The sequence below is a fragment of the Paraburkholderia sp. TE9906 genome, from assembly GCF_056279605.1.
Genome location: NZ_JBWCCT010000004.1, coordinates 640,554 through 656,099, shown reverse-complemented (window position 1 = coordinate 656,099; position 15,546 = coordinate 640,554). Strand labels below are relative to the sequence as shown.

Here is a 15,546-nt window from a genome sequence, read left to right as displayed (position 1 = left end):
CACCTGCGGAACGCCGCTTAACCGCGGCACGTACATCCTGAGACAGAAACTCGAAGCCTTAGTTTAGGCGAGCATGGAGTCCTTGTAAATCATAGACTTCCAGGTTCTTCAGATAGCGCAAACCTTCCACTGCAGCCCGTGCGCCGGACATCGTCGTGTAGTACGTGACCTTGTTCGCCTGTGCGCTCATGCGAATCGAACGCGAATCGGCGATCGCGGCGCGCGTTTCGTCGACGGTCGTGAAGACCAGCGCGATCTCGCCGTTCTTGATCATGTCGACGATGTGCGGACGGCCGTCCTTCACCTTGTTGACGACCTTCACCGGCACGCCGGCCGCTTCGATCGCAGCAGCCGTGCCCTTGGTCGCGACGATCGGATAACCGAGTTCGTGCAGCATGCGCGCGACTTCGACAGCCTTCGGCTTGTCGGCGTCCATCACGGTCAACAACACCGTGCCCGACTCCGGCAGACGCGAACCCGCCGCGAGCTGCGACTTGAAGAGCGCCTCGCCGAACGTCTGGCCCACGCCCATCACTTCGCCGGTCGAACGCATTTCCGGTCCGAGCACCGGGTCGACGGCCGGGAACTTGACGAACGGGAACACGGCTTCCTTCACGCTGAAGTACGGCGGATCGATTTCCTTCGTCACGCCCTGGTCAGCGAGCTTCTGGCCGACCATCGCACGCGCCGCGATCTTCGCGAGCGGCAGGCTGGTCGCCTTCGACACGTACGGCACCGTACGCGACGCACGCGGATTCACTTCGAGCACGTAGATGATGTCTTCCTTCGAGCCATCCGCCTGCGGGACCTGCTGGATCGCGAACTGCACGTTCATCAGCCCGACCACGTTCAGCGCCTTCGCCATCGCGCCGGTCTGGCGCTTCAGTTCAGCGACGGTTTCCTGCGACAGCGAATACGGCGGCAGCGAGCAAGCCGAGTCGCCCGAGTGGACGCCCGCCTGTTCGATGTGCTCCATCACGCCGCCGATGAACACCGCTTCGCCGTCCGAGATGCAATCCACGTCGCATTCGATCGCGTCGTTCAGGAAGCGGTCGAGCAGCACAGGCGAATCGTTCGACACCTTCACGGCCTCGCGCATATAGCGCTCGAGGTCGCGCGGCTCGTGAACGATTTCCATCGCGCGGCCACCGAGCACGTACGACGGACGCACCACCAGCGGGTAGCCGATTTCGTCGGCGAGCTTGAGCGCTTCGTCTTCCGCGCGCGCGGTGCGGTTCGGCGGCTGGCGCAGACCGAGGTCCTGCAGCAGCTTCTGGAAACGCTCGCGGTCTTCGGCGGCGTCGATCATGTCCGGCGACGTGCCGACGATCGGCACACCGTTCGCTTCGAGATCGAGCGCGAGCTTCAGCGGCGTCTGACCGCCGTATTGCACGATCACGCCGACCGGCTTTTCCTTGTCGACGATTTCGAGCACGTCTTCGAGCGTCAGCGATTCGAAGTACAGACGATCGGAGGTGTCGTAGTCGGTCGAAACGGTCTCAGGGTTGCAGTTGACCATGATCGTTTCGTAGCCGTCTTCGCGCATCGCGAGCGCGGCGTGCACGCAGCAATAGTCGAACTCGATGCCCTGGCCGATCCGGTTCGGGCCGCCGCCCAGCACCATGATCTTCTTGTTGTTGGTCGGGTTCGCTTCGCACTCTTCTTCGTACGTGGAGTACATGTACGCGGTTTTCGTGGCGAACTCGGCCGCGCAGGTGTCGACGCGCTTGTACACCGGGCGCACGTTCAACTCGATACGGCGCTGACGCACGTCCGCCGGCTTCGCGCCGAGCAGTTTGGCCAGACGGCGATCCGAGAAGCCGCTCTGCTTCAGGTACTTCAGCTCTTCCTTCGAGAGGCTCGCGAGCGTGCGGCCGGCCAGCGCCTTTTCCTTCAGGATGATCTGTTCGATCTGCGCGAGGAACCACGGGTCGATCGCGGTCTCTTCGAAGATTTCTGCGGCCGTCATGCCGACGCGGAACGCGTCGCCGACGTACCAGATGCGGTCCGGACCGGCTTCGCCGATCTCGCGGATGATCTCGTCGCGGTTATCGGTCTTTTCATCCAGACCGTCGACGCCGACTTCGAGACCGCGCAGCGCCTTCTGGAACGACTCCTGGAAGGTGCGGCCGATCGCCATCACTTCGCCGACCGACTTCATCTGCGTGGTCAGGCGCGAATCGGCTTCGCGGAATTTCTCGAAAGCGAAACGCGGAATCTTGGTGACGACATAGTCGATCGTCGGTTCGAACGAGGCCGGGGTCTGGCCGCCGGTGATTTCGTTCTTCAGTTCGTCGAGCGTGTAGCCCACTGCCAGCTTGGCCGCGACCTTGGCGATCGGGAAGCCGGTCGCCTTCGACGCCAGCGCCGACGAGCGCGACACGCGCGGGTTCATTTCGATCACGATCATCCGGCCGTCTTTCGGATTGATCGAGAACTGCACGTTCGAGCCGCCCGTATCGACGCCGATCTCGCGCAGCACGGCGAGCGACGCGTTACGCAGGATCTGATATTCCTTGTCGGTCAGCGTTTGCGCCGGCGCGACGGTGATCGAGTCGCCGGTGTGGATGCCCATCGGGTCCAGGTTTTCGATCGAGCAGACGATGATGCAGTTGTCCTTGGTATCGCGGACCACTTCCATCTCGTACTCTTTCCAGCCGAGCAGCGACTCTTCGATCAGCAGCTCGCGCGTCGGCGACAGGTCCAGACCGCGCTTGCAGATCTCTTCGAATTCGTCGCGGTTGTACGCGATGCCGCCGCCCGAGCCGCCCAGCGTGAACGACGGACGGATCACGACCGGATAGCCGCCGCTGCCGGTTTGCGCTGCGATATCAGCCTGCACCTGCAACGCTTCTTCCATCGAATGCGCGGTGCCCGACTTGGCCGAACCGAGACCGATTTTGGTCATCGCGTCCTTGAACTTCTGGCGGTCTTCCGCCTTGTCGATCGCTTCCGGCGATGCGCCGATCAGCTCGACCTCGTACTTCTCCAGCACGCCGTGCGCGTGCAGATCGAGCGCGCAGTTCAGCGCGGTCTGGCCGCCCATCGTCGGCAGGATCGCGTCCGGGCGCTCCTTCGCGATGATGCGCTCGACCACTTCCCACGTGATCGGCTCGATGTAGGTCACGTCGGCCGTGTTCGGGTCGGTCATGATCGTCGCCGGATTGCTGTTGACGAGAATGACCTTGTAGCCTTCCTCACGCAGCGCCTTGCATGCCTGCGCGCCCGAGTAATCGAACTCGCACGCCTGGCCGATGATGATCGGACCCGCGCCGATGATGAGGATGCTCTTGATGTCTGTCCGCTTGGGCATAACGCTCTCGCTAATGTATTCCTGAATTCTTCTGTCGGCGCGCGGCGTTGTTACGTTGCGCGCGCTCTGCCTTGCTCTGTTCTTTGCGGCTCGCCGTCTATGCGCACGAGGCGCCTCGCGCCGCCGGGCTACCGCTGAAGCGGGCCTGCGGCGCGAGGCCGCTGCGCTGTCTTAAGCCGCTGCGCTCTTGCCGCCCTTCTGCGCGTCCATCAACGCGGTAAAGCGGTCGAACAGATAAGCGATGTCGTGCGGGCCGGGCGATGCTTCCGGGTGACCCTGGAAGCAGAACGCCGGCTTGTCGGTCAGCGCGAAGCCTTGCAGCGTGCCGTCGAACAGCGACAAGTGCGTGGCGCGCGCGTTGGCCGGCAGCGTGTCGGCATCGACCGCGAAACCGTGGTTCTGCGACGTGATGACCACGCGGCCGTCGTCCAGATCCTTCACCGGATGATTCGCGCCGTGGTGGCCGGTCTTCATCTTCATGGTCTTTGCGCCGACCGCGAGGCCCATGATCTGGTGGCCGAGGCAGATGCCGAAAGTCGGAATGCCGCGCTCGATCAGTTCTTTCGTAGCCGCGATCGCGTAGTCGCACGGCTCCGGATCGCCGGGGCCGTTCGACAGGAACACGCCGTCCGGGTTGAGCGCCAGCGCGTCGGCCGCGCTCGCCTGCGCCGGCAGCACGGTGACGTGGCAGCCGCGTTCGGCCAGCATGCGCAGGATGTTGAACTTGACGCCGTAGTCGAACGCCACCACACGGTACTTCGGCGCATTCTGCCTGCCGTAGCCGGTGCCCAGACGCCATTCGGTCTGGGTCCACTCGTAGGTTTCCTTCGTCGAGACGACCTTCGCGAGGTCCATGCCCGAAAGGCCGGGGAACGAACGGGCGAGTTCGATGGCCTTGGCCTCGTCGTCCGAGCCCGCCAGGATCGCGCCGTTCTGCGCGCCCTTGTCGCGCAGCACGCGAGTCAGCATGCGGGTGTCGAGACCGGCGATGGCGACCACGCCTTCGTCCTGGAGGTATTGCGGGAGCGTGCGCTCCATGCGGAAGTTCGACGCGAGGACCGGCAGATCGCGAATGATCAGGCCGGCGGCATGGACTTTCGTAGCTTCGACGTCTTCGGCGTTCACACCGACGTTGCCGATATGCGGATACGTGAGGGTCACGATCTGGCGCGCGTAGCTCGGGTCAGTCAGGATTTCCTGATAGCCGGTGATAGCGGTGTTGAACACGACTTCGCCGATGGTATGCCCGGGGGCGCCGATCGAGTAACCACGAAAGACCGTGCCGTCGGCGAGCGCGAGCAGAGCGGGAGAAAATGACGGCAACACGGGAGACTCCTTGGGGGAACACCCTGTTGCCGACCTGCCTATCCGACTGCGAGCCGCAGCGAAACACATCCACGGGATGCGCGCGCAGACTCGCTCGCGACCTGCTGTTGGACGTTGCAAGGGGTGTGCGATGGGTCCGATGCATCCATTGAGCGGACGGATCGGCCAGACGCGGGGGCCCTTCTTGCTACGCCAATGGCGCGCGGCGGATGAACGGTATGGGAGAGGTAGGCGCTAGGGTGCGGGTTGATAAGCTCAAACCTTGAAATTATAGCCTGAAAACGCCCTTCCCTCCAAATCCGAGATGGCAAACCGGCATGGGAATGGGTCTGGACAACGCGCCCAAAGCCTTGCGGGACAAGGCTGTCCGCCATCAAACAAAAATTTGCACGATGCGAATCGGAGTGGCACCGTTGAATTTACGCGCGCCGGGCGGACTGCCGAGCCGCGGGGCTCACGCCTGCTGCTCGGCGCCCACTTCGGACGGCCGAGCCGTCTTCCGGGTGGGTAACGCGTACCACATTGCGCTCAGCACCTGCAGCGCCACCAGAATTCCCCACGCGGTCATGTGCGCGGCCTGCGGATAATGCCCGCCGCTCGCCGGCCAGTGCGACAGGACTGCGCCGACGCCGACCTGGAAGCCGAAAATCAGAAGGAAAATGATCAGGGTCAGCGTGGTGTTCACCCGGCCAATCATCTGCGCCGGGAAATGCCGGGCCATCACGGCGTAGCTGAGAATGCCGGTGCCGCCGAATATCCCATATGCCGCCCACAAAAGGCCTGCGGGCAGCGGCGCCTTGAACATGATCAGCAACTGCGTCAGCACAAACAGCGCCATGCCGACGCCGCAAAACGCATTCAGCGAGATGCCGCGCCGTTCGAGGCTGCGCGCCGCCGCGCCGAAACCGACGCAGCCGGCCATCATCGCGAAGCCCAGAATCGACACCAGCGCGGCGGCTTCGTGCGGCTCGAAACCCTGCACGTCGCGCAGCCACGCGCCGACCCAGAGCGACTGCATCGCATAGAAGACGCCTTGCGTGACGACCGAGAACGACGCGATCTTCCAGAACGCCGCGCTGCGCAGAATATGCAAGGTGCCCTTGAACTGCGCGCCGAGGCTTGCCTGGTGGTGGCTCTCCTTCGTGTCCGGCGCGAGCATCCATTGCGCGAGAGCGACCAGCACGGTCAGCAGCCCCAGTCCGATACAGACCGAACGCCAACTGGCGAAACCCAGCACCCACGTCAGCGGCGAGCCCACCATCACGCCGCCGAAACCGCCGATCGCCATCACCAGCCCGTTCATCAGCGGCAAGCGCGCCGTCGCGAAATGCTGCGCCAAGGCCTTGAAAGCCGCGCCAAGACACACGGACACGCCGACGCCGATCAGCAGCCGCCCGACCATCATCATGCCGACGCCTTGCGCGGCGCCGAACACCCAGATGCCCGATGCGGCGAACAGCAACGTGGCGGCCGTCACCCGGCGCGCGCCGAAGTGATCGAGCAGCACGCCGGCCGGAATCTGCGCGCCTGCGAAGCCGAGAAAATACAGGCTCGTCAGCAAGCCCAGATCGGTGGCCGACAAACCGAGGTCGTGCGTGATGAACGGCGCGAAGCCGAGATTGACGCCGCGAAACACATAAGAAACGAAGTAGCCCGCGGAAAACAGGAGAAAGACGCGCAGTTGAGTCGACGACATAAGCTTCGCTAGGAACGACCGACGTGGCCAAAGCACGAAAGATAAAGGAAATACGCGCGATTCGCCTTGAAATGCGCGGCGGAATGAAAAACGCCGTCACCACAGGTGACGGCGTTGGAATAAACACGGTGCGTGATCGGAGCGCAATTCATGCGCTGCCCCCGCAACGCATGTGGTCACTACCGTGGGAGCCGCTATTGGTCTACTTACTCTTCTTCGCGTTGGCCACGGTCTTCGGGCGGCTCTCTGCCGTGGCCTTCGACGCCTTGCTGGACGTGGAAGCCGACACTTTGGCCACCTTGACCTTGCTGGCACTGGATGCCGTCGGCTTGCTGACCTTCCCTACCGGGTCGGCGACCTTCATCACGTACCGGCCACGACCCTTCTTTTTATCGTGGCGCGATTCGCTGCGCGTGTCTGCGACACGGGTGCCGATCTTCTCGACGCCGCCGCCCTGAACGTCGGTTGCGATGCGCTCCGGACCCGGCTCGCTCGGCATGGCCTTGCCGACCGGCACGTGCAACACGATCACCTGGCCACGCGACACCTGATCGCGACGCGTGCGGTTCCACGCTTTCAACTGGCCGACCGACACGCCGTAACGCACCGCGATCGCCGCCATCGACTGATTGCGGCGCACGCGGATCAGCATCTTGCGAGTATCGGGGACGTCGGGCTCCATCGCCAGCACCGCGCTTTCGGCGACGTCGGCGCTGATGTCTTCGTCGTCGTCCGAAGCGCGCGGGACCACGATCGTGGAGCCGGGCTTCAGCCGCATGCCAGCCGGAATCTTGTTCACTTCCATCAGCGTGTCGGCGTCGACGCCGATCTTCTGCGCGATCGCCGCGGGCGTCGCGCGCTGGTCGACCGTGTACGTGGTCCACGACGAAAGCGAGCCGGAATACGCCTTCAGGTTGCGTTCGAATGCGCTGGCGTTGTCGAACGGCAGCAGGATCTGCGGCTGCGTTGCGCCCAGAATCACCGGCTTCCTGAACGACGGGTTCAGCGAGCGGAATTCATCCGTCGACAGATTCGCGAGCTTCGCGGCCATCTCCACGTCGATGTCGTGCGACGTGGTCACCGTGACGAAATACGGGTGATTCGGAATCGACGGCAGCGTGAGCCCGTAGACCTGCGGGTTCATCACGATGTTCTTGACCGCCTGCAGCTTCGGCACGTAGTTGCGCGTCTCGTTCGGCATGCGCAGGCTGAGGTAGTCGGTGGGCAGACCCGCCGCCTCGTTGCGCGCGATCGCGCGCTGCACGTTGCCCTCGCCCCAGTTGTACGCGGCGAGCGCGAGCTGCCAGTCGCCGAACATGTCATGCAGACGCGACAGATAGTCGAGCGCGGCGCTGGTCGACGCCAGCACGTCGCGGCGCTCGTCCTGCCACATGTTCTGCTTGAGGTTGTAGGTGCGCCCGGTGCCCGGCATGAACTGCCACATGCCGGCGGCTTTCGCGACCGACAACGCCTGCGGGCTATACGCGGATTCGATGAACGGCAGCAGCGCGAGTTCGGTCGGCATATGCCGCGCTTCGAGCTCTTCGACGATGTGATAGAGGTACTTCTGCGAGCGCTCGGTCATGCGCTGCACGTAATCGGGACGCTGGGCATACCAGTTGGCCTGCATGTCGACGAGGTCGGTCTGCAGGTCCGGCATCTGGAAACCGCGGCGAATACGGCCCCACAGATCGGCGTCCGAGCTGGTCAACTGACTGACCGAACCCTGATCGACGTTGATCGTTTCTTTAGCGGTGGCTGTCTTGCGAAGTGCGTCGGCTACGGCTTGCTGGCTGGCGGGATTGGTTGCGGTGGAACTGCTCGTTGTCGGTCCTTGACTCGCGCAAGCGGCGAGTGTCAGGACCAATAACGCACTGAAGATAAATCGCATGAACGTCTCGGCTTCCACAAGGGCTGGAATTTGCAGCCGATAGTACGAAACGGCAACGTTTACGTCAATCGGAAACTTAGTAAAAAAATCAAGGAAATCTTGGGCTTGGCGAATTTTTCCGATTTTTAGCGTGAAGAGCGGCTAATGCGGTGCGGATCAGCGAAAGCGGTTCTTCCATTCGCGCATCAATGTAAACGCCGTCAGCCGATCGGACACCTTTTCATGCAGCTGCTCCTGCAGGCTCGCCTGCACCGCCGGCTGGTCCGCGCGCAGGAACGGATTCACCGCGCGCTCGTGGGCGATGGTCGTCGGCAGCGTCGGCACGTGGCGCGCCCGCAGCTCGCTCGCCTTGTCGCGCCAGGCCTGGAGCTCGGCATTGTCCGGCTCGCAGGCGAGCGCGAAGCGAATGTTCGACAACGTGTACTCGTGCGCGCAGTGGACCTCGGTCGCGCCGGGCAGCGCGGCGAGCGCGTCCAGCGAAGCGAGCATCTGCTTCGGCGTGCCTTCGAACAACCGGCCACAGCCGCACGCGAACAGCGTGTCACCGCAAAAGACGTGCGGCGTGCCGCGCGAATCGGCGGCCTGAAAATACGCGATGTGGCCGCTCGTGTGACCGGGCACGTCGAGCACGCTCAATTCGAGCGCGGGCGTCGCGATCGACACGTGGTCGCCATTTTCGAGACGGTGTGTGAGATGCTCGATTGCTTCACCGGCGGGGCCGTAGACCGGCACGGCCTGGCCATTCAGCAGATCGGCCACCCCACCGACGTGGTCTTGATGATGGTGCGTGAGTAAAATAGCGCTCAGCTGCCATCCGCGTTTCGCCAGATAGGCACGCACGGGGGCCGCCTCACCCGGATCGACGACGACTGCATGGTGTCCGTCGGAAACGACCCAGATGTAATTGTCTTCAAACGCCGGGACCGGTACGTACTCGAGCGCATTCATAGGCGACGCATTCTTTGATATGACTGACCGAGCAATTATAGACTGGCCCGCCTGGACCGACTCACCGCCTGGCCGCTACGTGCTCGACTGGGAGCAGACTCAGCTCGACCGCGTGGTGTCGGACGTGTTCGGCTATCATGCGCTGCAACTCGGCCTGCCACAACTCGATGCATTGCGCGAGAACCGCATGCCGTGCCGCGGCCTCGTGCTCGACGCCGCGAGCGGCGCCAGCGCGCCCTACGCTTTTCCGCGCGGCCTGACGCATGCCGGCACTCGCCATGGATCGAACCGCGGCGCCGCGTCGGCCGGGTCGGCGGGCCTGCCCGCGCCGGCCGGCCGCAGCGCGGTGTGGTGCGACCTGCTGGATCTGCCGTTCGAAGCACAGAGCGTCGATCTGATCGTGATGCCGCACACGCTGGAATTCACGAGTGACCCGCACCGGCTGCTGCGCGAAGCCGAGCGCGTGCTGATGCCCGAAGGCCAGCTGATCATTCTCGGTTTCAACTCGCTGTCGCTCTGGGGCGCGCGGCAATCGGTCGGCAAGATGACCGGCCGGCCGTTCGTGCCTGCCGCAGTCGATCTGATCGCCTTCACGCGCCTGAAAGACTGGATCAAGCTGCTGGGCTTCGACCTTGAACGCGGGCGCTTCGGCTGCTATCGTCCGCCGCTCGGCAGCGAGCAATGGCTCGCCCGCTATGGCTTCATGGAAGCCGCCGGCGACCGCTGGTGGCCGATCTTCGGCGCCACTTACATGATCAAGGCGATCAAGCGCGTGCGCGGCATGCGCCTCGTCGGTCCGCTAAAAGTGAAGAAACCCGTGCTCGCACCGGGCCTCGCGCCCGCCGCCACTCCGAACACACGCAACCACACTCAATGACTCCCGATTTCATCGACATTTATACCGACGGCGCCTGCAAGGGCAACCCCGGCCCCGGCGGCTGGGGCGCGTTGCTGCGCTTCGGCGACCAGGAAAAAGAACTGTTCGGCGGCGAAGCCAACACGACCAACAATCGCATGGAGCTGATGGGCGTGATCGCCGCGCTCGAAGCGCTCAAGCGCCCCTGCAAGGCGGTCGTGCACACCGACTCGCAGTATGTGCAGAAAGGCATCAGCGAATGGATTCACGGCTGGAAAAAGAAAGGCTGGATCACTGCGGCAAAGCAGCCTGTGAAGAACGCCGACCTGTGGAAGCGGCTCGACGCGCTCGTCGCGCAGCACGAAGTCGAATGGCGCTGGGTGCGCGGACACAGCGGACACCCGGAAAACGAACGCGCCGATCAACTGGCCAATCGCGGCGTCGCGTCACTCGCGCAAATCGGATGAGCATCGCGCGCACCGCTTTGCAATTCCTGGCGCCACTCTTTTCGCCACTCTTTTCGCCGCTCTTTTTCTTCGCTGCAATTTTCTGAGGCAGGCTAATCCGACATGCGTCAACTCATCCTCGATACCGAAACCACCGGCCTGAATGCCCGCACCGGCGACCGGATCCTCGAACTCGGTTGCGTCGAGCTGGTGAACCGCCGGCTCACCGGCAACAACCTGCACTTCTACATCAATCCGGAACGCGACAGCGATCCGGGCGCACTGGCCGTGCACGGCTTGACCACGGAATTCCTCAGCGACAAGCCGAAGTTCGGCGAGATCGCCGATCAGTTTCGCGACTTCATCCAGGGCGCGGACCTGATCATTCACAACGCGCCGTTCGACATTGGCTTTCTCGATGCCGAATTCGCGTTGCTCGGCTTGCCGAAGGTAAGCACCTACTGCGGCGAGATCATCGATACGCTCGCGCGCGCCAAGCAGATGTTCCCCGGCAAGCGCAACTCGCTCGATGCGCTGTGCGACCGCTTCGGCGTCAGCAACGCCCACCGTACGCTGCACGGCGCACTGCTCGACTCGGAGCTGCTCGCCGAAGTCTATCTGGCGATGACGCGCGGCCAGGAGAGCCTCGTCATCGACATGCTCGGCGAATCGCATGCGGGTAGCGATGCGCATGCGCCGCGTGTCGCGCTCGAGTCGCTGGAGCTGGTCGTCATCGCCGCCAGCGACGACGAAGTTGCTGCTCACCAGGCGGTGCTCGATGGTCTCGACAAAGCGGTCAAGGGCACGAGCGTTTGGCGCCTCGAACCCGCTCCCGCAGAAAATGAGCAGATTACTTAAAAAAGACTAGACGAAAGCGAAAATCACTGACATAATTTCAATCTCTTCGGGTGGTTAGCTCAGCGGTAGAGCACTGCCTTCACACGGCAGGGGTCACTGGTTCGATCCCAGTACTACCCACCAGAATTTTGGTGTGTCGATCACCGAAGACTAAAGGGCTTATGCAGAAATGCATAAGCCCTTTTCTATTTTTCGTCCGGGTTTTGAAGCGGCGTTTTTCGATCTTCAATTGGGTCGAGCGCGGTTCGGCGCGTACGGATACGAATACCCTTTTCGCGACGGATTTCGTCATCGGGTTTCACCGTCGACACCGGAACTTCGTAAGTTTGCGACTGCCGGATACTGCTGATATAGTTGGTTTCCGGTGCATTCGCGCCGCCCATCTTCTCCATCTCATTCGACCAAAAGGGAGGCGTCACATGTTCGCAGTGCATACCGCTCTCCCTCGCATGGTCTCGCGATCGCCCTCACGACCTTAAACGTCGTCGGCCCGTCGCATGTGCGAGTGCGCCCGGAAGGGCGTAACGAGCAGATCCCAGACAGCCCAGAGTCGCATTTCCGGTGCATGCCGGCACGCTTGACTGTCTCGTCCCTTCGCTTCTGACTGGAACCTCGGTGCGTTCATGCGTCGCCGGGTCGTGGCAAATGGCTAACAAAAAACTCGACTTTCGCGGACAAGCCTTCAAGGATGTCCTCGGTTTCACCTTCAATCACTGGGCGCAACAGCCGTGGCGCATCGTCGTCATCGCGGCGCTGGTGCTGTGTTCGGCATTGGCTGACGTGCTCACGCCGGTGTTCGCCGGACGCCTCGTCGACGCAATCGCCTCCGGCCCGGCCGGCAACGAGAGCGCCTGGCGCGCGGCGATCACGGCCTTCTGCGTGCTGGCCGCGCTCGGCCTCGGCGCGACGCTGCTTCGCCAGGGCGTGTACTTCAACATCATCCGGCTCACGCTGAAGATGATGAGCGAGATCGCCGCGAACGCGTTTCATCGCGTGCAACGCTTTTCGACCGACTGGCACGCCAACAGCTTTGCCGGCTCCACCGTGCGCAAGATCACGCGCGGCATGTGGGCGCTCGACCTGCTCAACGACACGCTCCTGATCGCGCTACTGCCGTCGCTGGCCATGCTGATCGGCGCCGCCGTGCTGCTCGGCTGGCGCTGGCCGATGATGGGCGTGGTCGTCGGGGTCGGCTCGCTGCTGTATATCGCCGTGACCGTGGCCATGTCGCTCGGCTTCGTCGCGCCGGCCGCGCGCCTCGCGAACGCATGGGACACGCGCATGGGCGGCGCGCTCGCGGATGCGGTCAGCTGCAACGGCGTGGTGAAGGCTTTCGGCGCGGAAGAACGCGAGGAAGCGCTGCTTCAGCGCGTGATCGGCAAGTGGCGTCACCGCACGCGCCGCACATGGGTGCGCGGCACGATCAACGGCGGCGTTCAGGGCGGCATGCTGGCGGCGATCCAGGCTGCCATTCTCGGTGTGGCGCTGCTGCTGTGGGCACGCGGCGAGGCGAGCGTCGGCGACATCACCTTCGCGCTGACGATGTTCTTCATGCTGCAAGGCTATCTGCGCGATGTCGGCATGCACATCCGCAACCTGCAACGTTCGGTCAACGACATGGAAGAACTGGTCGCGCTGGAGAGCCAGCCGCTCGGCATCGAAGACCGCCCCGGCGCGGATCCGATCGCAATTGGCCAGGGCGAGATCCGCTTCGAGCACGTCAGCTTCCACTACGGCGTGCACGACCAGCCGCTCTACGACAACTTTTCCCTGCGCATCCCGCCGGGGGAGCGCGTCGGGTTGGTCGGGCATTCGGGGTCGGGCAAGACGACCTTCATCAAGCTGATCCAGCGCCTCTACGATATTTCCGGCGGCCGGATCACGATCGACGGCCAGGACATCGCGCAGGTGCGGCAAGCGTCGCTGCGCAGCCAGATCGCGATCGTTCAGCAGGAGCCGGTGCTGTTTCACCGCTCGCTCGCCGAGAACATCGCCTATGCGCGGCCCGGCGCAAGCCGCGCCGAGATCGAGCGGGCCGCGCAACTCGCGAGTGCGCATGGCTTCATCAGTGCGCTGCCCAATGGCTATGACACGCTGGTCGGCGAACGCGGCGTCAAGCTCTCGGGCGGGGAACGTCAGCGCGTCGCGATCGCGCGGGCTTTCCTCGCCGACGCCCCGATCCTGATTCTGGACGAAGCGACGTCGAGCCTCGACAGCGAAAGCGAAGTGCTGATCCAGCAGGCGATGGAGCGGCTGATGATCGGCCGTACGACGCTGGTGGTCGCGCACCGCCTGTCCACCGTGCGTGCGCTGGACAGACTACTGGTGCTGGACAAGGGCAAGGTGATCGAGGAAGGCAGTCACGACGCGCTGATCAGACGCGAGAACGGCTTGTACCGACGCCTGTTCGAACGCCAGGCGCTGGAACTCGTCAAGGGCCTCGGCGAATCGGAGCTCATGCGTGGGACCACCGGGTCCAAGGCGGATCGGATGGACGATGCAAGCTTGCTGGTGGGAAAGTAAATTGCAGCAAGCATGTGTGGCGGGACGCCAGGCGGCTCGACACATGTGAGCCGTGGAAAGGCAGGTTCTGCCGGTGCTGCGCGCGTGCACGGCCTTCACATTGCCGTGCACGCGATGTCCTGCACGCGACTGCGCCCGTCACGCCCCGCTTCGCTTCGCCTTGCCGCCGCTGACGCCCGCCTACACCGCACCGACCGGCAAGCCGATACCGCGCGCCATCCCCGTTGCCGCAAACACCATCAGCACCAGCAACACCGTCTGGATCACGCTGTAGCGCGCATACGAACGCGCTTTTTTCAGATTCGGCGGAGTGCCTTTGCGGATCGACGCGCGCCAGCGCATCAGCGCGAGCATGGACGGCACTTCGAAGATCAGAATCAGCACGAGCAGCGTCATCTTGACGTGAAAGAGCGGCTCGTGAAGATAGTAGTCCGCACCCTTCTCGTAGCCGCCAAAAACGCGCATCAAGCCGGTGATGATCAACACCAGCGCGGACAGTCCCCACCGGGTATCCGCGCGAAATACGGAGCGCAAGGCGGCCGGCACGGACGCGCGGCGCAGCGCCCAGGTGCGTCGTAGAATCGACGCGAGCGCAAACCCGTAAGCGAGCAGATGAAGGGCGGCAAGCAACCAGCGAACCAGCATAGCGACTCCTGCAAAGGACGCGACACGATCGATGTATGTCCACTCACCCGCGCTGAACGGCCGGGCACCATGACTTCATTATCGGCCAAGGCTCGATTGACGACGTGCCGATCGGCCACACGATGTGACCGACTGCACAAAGCATGCAGCTTCAGACTTGCCGCAGAGTTGCGTCAAGCGCGCGAGCGGCGACCCGATCGCCCTCGGTCGTCAGCGTGGCGCGAAATACGGTTTGCCGATTGTGGCCCGCGGCGGCCGGCGAATCCCACAACAATTCGACTCCTGGACGGCGGCCGAACGCGCCGCGCACGAGTGCCGGGGCCGCGACCGAACCTAGCGGCGCGCCGGTGGCGCCCGGCTCGCCCATCGCACCGAACGCGACTGCGGGGGTCGGTGCCGGCGTGGGCCGGCGGTCTTGCCCCGCAGCCCACCGCACGGACAGCTCACGCGCGTCGTACTGCCCCACCTTGCGACGCTCGGCCCATACGATCACGGTACGCGTGGCCGGATCGAGCGCCACCGCATAACGGCCGATCGCAAAACGCCGCGCGGCGATATTGGTCCGCCACAGCGGGCGCGGCCGGCAGATCCACAGCACCGCCGCGTACAGGAGCGGCGCGACCAGCAACCAGCCGTTGGTGGCCGCCACCGCTTGCACGGCGCGCCGCCAGCCGGCGCTTGCCACAAATGCGCCGACCGACCAGAGCGCGAATACAAACCCGAGGAAAGCGAACAGACGCAGCGCCTGCCGCAGCCATTGTGGCAACGGATGAAACGGACGCTCGGCCACGGCGCGCGCGCCCGGCAGGAAAATCAGCAGGAACAGGAAAACCAGGTTGATGCACGCCCACGGCGACGACACCATCGCCGACAGCGCAGCGCCGAGATCCATCTGCGCCATCGAAAAAAGCCAGCGAGCGACAAGCACGAGACCGATGGCGCGTAACGCGAAAATCGTTCCGGCGCCAGGCGCGGCATTCGCTCGCGTCTCTTTCGTTCTCGCCAAGGCATCCTCCTGTCGTCGGCGGCGCCGCAGCCAAATTT

At 63.8% G+C, this 15,546-nt stretch carries 12 protein-coding genes and 1 tRNA gene; 5 read left to right on the top strand and 8 right to left on the bottom strand.

Annotated features, from left to right (window positions below; translation table 11 throughout):
- Positions 1 to 58 precede the first annotated feature (58 nt).
- The 5 genes from carB to gloB all read right to left on the bottom strand — a co-directional run bounded on the left by carB (position 59) and on the right by gloB (position 9,174).
- A complete protein-coding gene (carB, locus tag ACZ9H4_RS13940; RefSeq protein ID WP_408155112.1) occupies positions 59 to 3,313 on the bottom strand; it encodes a carbamoyl-phosphate synthase large subunit in 3,255 nt (1,084 codons plus the stop codon).
- A gap of 171 nt (positions 3,314 to 3,484) precedes the next feature.
- On the bottom strand, positions 3,485 to 4,639 hold the full coding sequence (carA, locus tag ACZ9H4_RS13935; RefSeq protein ID WP_476119283.1) for a glutamine-hydrolyzing carbamoyl-phosphate synthase small subunit: 1,155 nt from the start codon (positions 4,637 to 4,639) through the stop codon (positions 3,485 to 3,487).
- 454 nt (positions 4,640 to 5,093) lie between these two features.
- The gene (locus tag ACZ9H4_RS13930; protein ID WP_408155114.1) at positions 5,094 to 6,335 is read right to left on the bottom strand and encodes an MFS transporter; all 1,242 of its coding nucleotides are present in this window, start codon (positions 6,333 to 6,335) and stop codon (positions 5,094 to 5,096) included.
- Positions 6,336 to 6,537: 202 nt separating this feature from the next.
- Complete coding sequence (locus ACZ9H4_RS13925; protein WP_476119282.1) at positions 6,538 to 8,226, bottom strand: transglycosylase SLT domain-containing protein; 1,689 nt, start codon at positions 8,224 to 8,226, stop codon at positions 6,538 to 6,540.
- 156 nt (positions 8,227 to 8,382) lie between these two features.
- Positions 8,383 to 9,174: a hydroxyacylglutathione hydrolase gene (gene gloB, locus ACZ9H4_RS13920; protein ID WP_408155118.1), complete on the bottom strand. Its 792-nt coding sequence runs from the start codon at positions 9,172 to 9,174 to the stop codon at positions 8,383 to 8,385.
- A gap of 19 nt (positions 9,175 to 9,193) precedes the next feature.
- Between gloB and ACZ9H4_RS13915 the strand changes: the two genes are divergently transcribed.
- The 4 genes from ACZ9H4_RS13915 (at position 9,194) to ACZ9H4_RS13900 (ending at position 11,457) form a co-directional block, all read left to right on the top strand.
- Entirely contained in the window at positions 9,194 to 10,051 is an 858-nt protein-coding gene (locus ACZ9H4_RS13915; RefSeq protein WP_408147157.1) for a class I SAM-dependent methyltransferase, read from the top strand.
- A complete protein-coding gene (gene rnhA / locus ACZ9H4_RS13910; RefSeq protein WP_168664348.1) occupies positions 10,048 to 10,497 on the top strand; it encodes a ribonuclease HI in 450 nt (149 codons plus the stop codon). The genes ACZ9H4_RS13915 and rnhA overlap by 4 nt, the downstream gene beginning before the upstream one ends.
- Positions 10,498 to 10,599: 102 nt before the next feature.
- Positions 10,600 to 11,334, top strand: a complete 735-nt coding sequence (gene dnaQ, locus ACZ9H4_RS13905) for a DNA polymerase III subunit epsilon (protein ID WP_408147154.1) — start codon at positions 10,600 to 10,602, stop codon at positions 11,332 to 11,334.
- 48 nt (positions 11,335 to 11,382) lie between these two features.
- Positions 11,383 to 11,457 (top strand) — tRNA-Val (locus ACZ9H4_RS13900).
- A 62-nt stretch (positions 11,458 to 11,519) separates the two neighbouring features.
- Here ACZ9H4_RS13900 and ACZ9H4_RS13895 read toward each other — a convergent pair.
- Complete coding sequence (locus ACZ9H4_RS13895) at positions 11,520 to 11,768, bottom strand: hypothetical protein (protein WP_408147152.1); 249 nt, start codon at positions 11,766 to 11,768, stop codon at positions 11,520 to 11,522.
- Between the two features lie 211 nt (positions 11,769 to 11,979).
- Here ACZ9H4_RS13895 and ACZ9H4_RS13890 point away from each other — a divergent pair, with 211 nt between their 5' ends.
- Entirely contained in the window at positions 11,980 to 13,857 is a 1,878-nt protein-coding gene (locus ACZ9H4_RS13890) for an ABC transporter ATP-binding protein (protein WP_476119281.1), read from the top strand.
- Between the two features lie 180 nt (positions 13,858 to 14,037).
- Here the strand turns inward: ACZ9H4_RS13890 and ACZ9H4_RS13885 are convergent, their stop codons facing one another.
- The gene (locus ACZ9H4_RS13885; RefSeq protein WP_408147148.1) at positions 14,038 to 14,502 is read right to left on the bottom strand and encodes a DUF2214 family protein; all 465 of its coding nucleotides are present in this window, start codon (positions 14,500 to 14,502) and stop codon (positions 14,038 to 14,040) included.
- 151 nt (positions 14,503 to 14,653) lie between these two features.
- A complete protein-coding gene (locus ACZ9H4_RS13880; protein WP_476119280.1) occupies positions 14,654 to 15,508 on the bottom strand; it encodes a hypothetical protein in 855 nt (284 codons plus the stop codon).
- Between the last annotated feature and the right edge of the window lie 38 nt (positions 15,509 to 15,546).